At 63.5% G+C, this 5,701-nt stretch carries 6 protein-coding genes; 3 read left to right on the top strand and 3 right to left on the bottom strand.

What is annotated here, in order from left to right; all coding sequences use genetic code 11:
- Together EN935_RS19810 and cml are read left to right on the top strand one after the other, a co-directional pair.
- The coding region (locus EN935_RS19810) for an aminotransferase class I/II-fold pyridoxal phosphate-dependent enzyme (RefSeq protein ID WP_127373548.1) at positions 1-409 on the top strand (409 nt) is incomplete at its 5' end.
- Positions 410-642: 233 nt separating this feature from the next.
- Positions 643-1,839 carry a CmlA/FloR family chloramphenicol efflux MFS transporter gene (gene cml / locus EN935_RS19805; RefSeq protein ID WP_127262545.1) on the top strand — a complete coding sequence of 399 codons (1,197 nt, stop codon included), beginning with the start codon at positions 643-645 and terminating at the stop codon, positions 1,837-1,839.
- Between the two features lie 49 nt (positions 1,840-1,888).
- On the opposite strand, the gene EN935_RS19800 is transcribed toward cml, so the two are convergent.
- Positions 1,889-2,782 (bottom strand): LysR family transcriptional regulator, encoded by an 894-nt coding sequence (locus EN935_RS19800; protein WP_127262544.1) that lies wholly within the window; start codon positions 2,780-2,782, stop codon positions 1,889-1,891.
- A gap of 128 nt (positions 2,783-2,910) precedes the next feature.
- On the opposite strand from EN935_RS19800, the gene EN935_RS19795 reads away from it, so the two are divergent.
- On the top strand, positions 2,911-4,386 hold the full coding sequence (locus tag EN935_RS19795) for an MFS transporter (protein ID WP_127262543.1): 1,476 nt from the start codon (positions 2,911-2,913) through the stop codon (positions 4,384-4,386).
- A gap of 36 nt (positions 4,387-4,422) precedes the next feature.
- Here the strand turns inward: EN935_RS19795 and EN935_RS19790 are convergent, their stop codons facing one another.
- Positions 4,423-4,920, bottom strand: coding sequence for a MaoC family dehydratase (locus EN935_RS19790; protein WP_109668731.1), 498 nt, complete (start codon positions 4,918-4,920; stop codon positions 4,423-4,425).
- A 190-nt stretch (positions 4,921-5,110) separates the two neighbouring features.
- Entirely contained in the window at positions 5,111-5,539 is a 429-nt protein-coding gene (locus EN935_RS19785; protein WP_127262542.1) for a phasin family protein, read from the bottom strand.
- Positions 5,540-5,701 lie beyond the last annotated feature (162 nt).

Here is a 5,701-nt window from a genome sequence, read left to right as displayed (position 1 = left end):
TGACTGGATCGAGCCGCTGACCGACCTCAAGATCGCCACGACCTTCGGCGGCGGACGGCTTGCGGCCGAACTGGTGCTGACCCTGTTGAAGGACGGCAGCTATCGCAAGCACATGGATTTGCTGCGCGCGAAGCTTGCGCGCGCCATGGGCGAGACGAGCGCCCACCTGAAGGCGATCGGCGTCATGCCCTGGATTGACCAGCCGGCCGGCCTGTTCCTGTGGTGCCGCCTGCCGGATGGGGTGGATGCGGCCGAAGTGGCCCGCCGCGCTCTGGCCGACAACATCGTGCTGGCGCCCGGCAACGCATTCAGCCTGTCCGGAACAGCCAGCCGCTTCCTGCGCTTCAACGTCGCCCAATGCGCGGACGAGCGGATTTTCAAGGTGCTCGAGGCGGCGATGGCGCGTTGACGCGACCAACCTGATCCTGTTGCCTGGGTAACCTCCGGCTGCTAGTGAACGGCCCGCGCACTCGAGAGAATGTCCGCGCCATCATTTTCCGGGATAGCGGTTATGGGAACCAGCAAGTCAGCAGACAAGTAGGCCGCAACAGCACTTCGTTGTTGCGGCGGTCCGTCATTTCCCATTTTTAGTGAGAACGGCAGATCGCCGCCAAATGTACCCATTTGAGCGGATGTTCAATCATGCCTTGTCCAAAAAACCCGACATGGACCACTTCCCTGCCAGCAGCCATGGTGCTGATGGCGCCCTTCGACATCCTGGCCTCGCTGGCCATGGATATCTACCTCCCGATCGTTCCAACGATGCCGGGGATCCTCAAGACATCACCTGAGGTCATCCAGCTGACGCTGAGTCTCTACATGATCTGTCTTGGCCTCGGCCAGATCGTCTTCGGCCCGATTTCCGACAGGATCGGCAGGCGCCCGGTGCTGATCGGTGGCGCGCTTTTGTTTGCAGGCGCTTCCTTCCTGCTCGCCGGGACCTCGCTGGCCACGGTCTTTGTTGCCTTGCGCGTCGTGCAGGCCATCGGTGCGTCGGCGGTTCTCGTTGCGACCTTCGCAACGGTTCGCGACGTCTATGCGCAAAGGCCTGAAGGTGCTGTTATCTACGGCCTGTTCAGCTCGATGCTGGCTGTCGTGCCGGCGCTGGGGCCGATTGCCGGTGCCTTGATCGCCGACAATCTCGGCTGGCGCGCGATCTTCCTGACGCTCGGCGGTCTGGCCACGGCCGCCACCCTCAACGCATGGCCGCGATGGCATGAAACACGCCCTTCGAATGGCGACGGTAGGCGCATGGCGTTTCGCCCCATTCTCTCCAGCTTCGCCTTCTGGACTTATACGCTGGGTTTCAGCGCGGCCATGGGCGCCTTCTTCATGTTCTTTTCGACGGCGCCACGGGTGCTCATGGATCGCGCCGGCTTTTCACAAATCGGTTTCAGCCTTGCCTTCGCCACCGCGGCGCTGGTGATGATCGTGACCACCCGCTTCGCCAAAAAATTCATTGCACACTGGGGCATCGCGGGCAGCGTCGCGCGCGGCATGGCGATGTTGCTGCTCGGCGCGGCACTGCTGGCAATCGGGCAGATATTCGCGGCGCCGTCCTTCGTCACATTCGTCGGCCCGATGTGGGTCATCGCCGTGGGCATCGTCTTCACTGTTTCGGTCACCGCGAACGGTGCACTCGAGGCTTTCGGCGATGTCGCGGGAACCGCCGTCGCGCTCTACTTCTGCATCCAGAGCCTTGTCGTCGGCATCCTCGGCACGCTGTTCGTCATACTGCTCGGCGGAGACACGGCGTGGCCATTGGTGGGCTATTGTTCGGTCATGGCGACGCTCACACTAAGTGCGCTGAGGCATTTGCGGAAACGCCAAACCGAATAGACGGGAAGGATGAGGAGCCTGGGCCGTTGGCGCAGGCTTCTCGTCGTTGTCAGCGAGACGTCGTACAGACCTCCCGCACGCAATCACGCAACCAGCGCTGTGCCGGATCGGCATCGAGCCGCGGATGCCACAGGATGGAGATGGTGACCCCAGCGGTGGCAACCGGCAGGGGAAAGCTGTGCATGCCGGCGCGTGCGCCCTCGGTATGCCGCTCCGGAACGCTGGCGATCAGGTCTGATGTGCGGGCCATGGCAAGGGCTGCCGAGAAACCGGAAACCATGCACACGACTGTCCGCTGCAGCCCGAGCCGGTTCAAAGCCTCGTCGATCGGCCCCTTCTCGCGGCCGCGCCGTGAAACGCTGATGTGCCGGCCTGCCGCATAGCGCTCCGGCGTCACCGTGTCCTCGCTCAAGGGATGGCCTGTTCGCACGGCGCCGATGAAGCGGTCGCGAAGCAACGCCTGGATGCGCACCTCCGGCCCGGTCTCGCCAGCGACGCCTATGTCCAGATCGATCGCCGCGTCGCGCAACGACATGACGTCCTTGTCGGACTTCGGTGCAAAGCGCAGCCGCACGCCGGGCGCATCGGCCTGGATACGGGCGACGAGACGAGGAGCGAATTCTTCGACGAAGCTCTCATTGGTGCGCAGCGTGAAGACCCTGTCCAGGCTCCGCAGATCAAGCAGGGTGGCAGGACGCAGCAGCGCCTCCGCATCCTGGACGACACGGCCAACCTGCTGTCGCAGTTCTTCCGCACGCGGCGTCGCCACCAGACCGCGACCGGCGCGAACCAGCAGCGGGTCGCCCGTCGCCTCGCGCAGCCGCGACAGTGTCCGGCTCATCGCCGAGGGACTGAGGCGCAGACGGCTGGCGGCACGCGCCACGCTGCCTTCGGTCAGCAGAACGTCGAGAGCGAACAGCAGATTGAGATCGGGCGATGTCATTGGCGGATCATGGCACGATATGGCGTCAAACGCACGAATAAGATGCAAATGCTGCGTCTTCCGCCATATAGGCCAAGGGACTAGATCTCCAGCAGCTCCGCTTCTGGGGCTGATGGAAGGAGATCGCAGTGGCAATCGCTGAGCAAAATCGAGACGGACGCGCATCGGTGCTGCCACAGATGCAATCCGCCCGCTGGGCGCTGGCAAGCCTGTCGCTCGCCACGCTGCTGTCGTCGCTGGGAACCAGCATTGCCAGCGTCGGGTTGCCGTCGCTGATGCAGAATTTCGGCGCGTCGTTCCAGTCCGTGCAATGGGTTGTCCTGGCCTATCTGCTGGCCATCACCACACTGATCGTCAGCGCCGGCCGGCTGGCCGACATGTTCGGGCGCCGGCCCTTGCTGCTTGGCGGCATCGCGCTGTTCACATCGGCATCGGTGCTCTGCGGCCTGGCACCGACTCTCTGGCTGCTGATCGCCGCGCGCACCGGGCAGGGACTTGGCGCGGCGCTGATGATGGCGCTGACGCTGGCTTTTGTCGCCGAAACCGTGACCAAGGACAGAATCGGCAGCGCCATGGGCCTGCTCGGCGCCATGTCCGCGATCGGCACGACACTTGGCCCCTCGCTCGGCGGCCTTTTGATCGCCGGCTTCGGCTGGCGAACGATCTTCCTCATCAATGTCCCGCTGGGTGTGCTCACCTTCGCTCTCGCCTGGCGTGCCTTACCGGCGCGCAGCAAGACAGCGCAGGTCGACCGAGGCACGTTCGATGTCATGGGCACCGCGCTGCTGGCCCTGACACTGGCCGCCTATGCGCTGGCCATGACGCTTGGGAGAGGCAATTTCGAACCGCTCAACGTCGGCCTGCTGGTCGCTGCCGGCATCGGCGTTTTTCTGTTCGCCGCCGCTCAGGCGAGGGTGAAAAACCCCTTGATCCAGCTCGCCAGCTTCCGCGATCTCCAACTGAGCGCCAGTCTCGCCATGAGCCTCGTTGTCGCCACGGTGATGATGGCGACCCTGGTGGTTGCCCCGTTCTACCTGTCGCGCGGACTTGGGCTCGATGCCGCAATGGTCGGCCTCGTGCTGTCGACCGGGCCGCTTGTCTCGACCCTGTCGGCGCTGGTGGCCGGACGCTTGACTGATCGCTTCGGCGCCCACAGGATGATGGTCGTAGGCCTGCTCAGCCTCTCGACAGGCACGTTCCTGCTGTCGCTCGCCATGACCAAACTCGGCATTGCCGGCTATGTCGTTCCGATCACCGTCACCTGCATCGGCTACGCGCTGTTCCAGACGTCGAACAATGCAGCCGTCATGACCGGTGTCGAAACCAGCCAGCGCGGCGTCATATCCGGCCTGCTCAACCTTTCGCGCAATCTCGGCCTCATCACCGGCGCATCATTGATGGGCGCCATATTCGCCGTCGCATCGGCCGAAGGGCACGCAGGCATTGGTCAGACGTTTTTGGGTTCCGAGGCCGCCGCGAGGGGAATGCAGGTCACCTTTCAGACAGCAACGGCGCTGGCGTTGGTCGCGCTGTTCCTCGCGCTGCTCTCAGCCCGCGCCGAGTTCAAGCGGCACAGGCCGGTGGAAGTGTCGCAAAACCTCTGACTTCGCGCAGACTGAACGCCGCCTGCCGGATCGCGCCTAGGCGCCTGCCCGCTTGCGGCGCTCATAAAGCATGACCAGCGTTTCAGCCATCAGGGCAGGCTTTTCCTCGCCTTCGATCTCGACCGTGTTGGCCGCCTTCATCAGATACTGGCCGGGCCCCCTGTCCTCCATGGACAGCAGCGTGGTGCGCAGCCTGATGCGCGCGCCGACCTTGACCGGCGCCAGGAACCGCACCTTATCGAAGCCATAATTGAAGGCGGCCTGCGTATTCTCGGGCACGATGCCCATGCCGAGTGCCAGCGCGCCGATGATCGACAGCGTCAGGTAGCCATGCGCGATCGTCGTGCGGAACGGGCTTTGCCGCCGCGCCCTTTCAGGATCGACATGAATCCATTGATGGTCGCCGGTGCATTCGGCGAACTGGTCGATGCGGTTCTGGTCGACCGTCGTCCATTCCGACACACCGAGCTCTTGCCCGGCCATCGTCCTCAACTGGTCGAAGGTCGGCGGCGTTTTAGGCCGTATTTCAGTCATTCCTGCTTTCCCGATCGCTTACAACGCCTCCGGACCACGAACTGACAGCCTCTGTCAATTCGCCCTGCGTGAATCCGTTCCGCCGAATCCGGCCGCAATCGCACCATGCCGCGAGGGCAGTCGCAGGTTAAATCGGGATTTCTAGGCTTCGGGCCAGCCGGCAGCAACGAACCGGCCTCGGCCATATCTGCTACTTCTTCTCGTAGCCGGCGCGGATTTCCTCCATCGCCTCCTTGATGCGCGTGCGCAGGATGTCGACCGATTCGGTGCCGGATTTCTTGACCAGTTCAGCCACTTCGCCGGCATTCTTCAACGCGGCCTCGAAGGACTTTCTGGCAAACTCCGTCTGTTTGGCCATCAATTCCTGCGGATTACCCGGCGCCCTGTAGCTCTGCGCCATGTCCGTGACCTCGCGCAGTGTGTCCTGTAGCATCTCGCGCTGCCTGGACAACAGCGAGGTTGCGCCGGCGGCACCGGCTCGTGCCGATTTCTCCAGTGCTTCGAGGTTCTTGCGATGATGGGCGAGGATCGCCTCGACGTCGACATTGGGCACCTTCAGGTCGCGACCGAACCTGCCGAACATGTCCATGAAGGAATCGGATTCCGGTTGTTTTGCCATGCTCGTTTGCTCCCCTTTTGCCGCGGATGCGGGCGCCCTCAGCTGGAGAATAGCATCCGCGTGCCGTGTGTCCATTTCCAACGCGATGGAATCAGCGCCAGCCTCGCCGCGGGTCAATTCACGAGGAACAGCCGCTCGGCCACATAAAGCACGACACCCGCG

Source organism: Mesorhizobium sp. M7D.F.Ca.US.004.03.1.1, assembly GCF_003998635.1.
GTDB lineage: Bacteria > Pseudomonadota > Alphaproteobacteria > Rhizobiales > Rhizobiaceae > Mesorhizobium > Mesorhizobium loti.
Note: the sequence above shows the minus strand (reverse complement) of the source record. Positions and strands in the feature narration are given on the sequence as shown.

Excerpts from the sequence above, each read along its gene's own strand:
- cml (WP_127262545.1), top strand. The coding sequence starts at position 643 with ATGCCTTGTCCAAAAAACCCGACATGGACCACTTCCCTGCCAGCAGCC.
- EN935_RS19800 (WP_127262544.1), bottom strand. The coding sequence starts at position 2,782 with ATGACATCGCCCGATCTCAATCTGCTGTTCGCTCTCGACGTTCTGCTG.
- EN935_RS19790 (WP_109668731.1), bottom strand. The coding sequence starts at position 4,920 with ATGACTGAAATACGGCCTAAAACGCCGCCGACCTTCGACCAGTTGAGG.
- EN935_RS19785 (WP_127262542.1), bottom strand. The coding sequence starts at position 5,539 with ATGGCAAAACAACCGGAATCCGATTCCTTCATGGACATGTTCGGCAGG.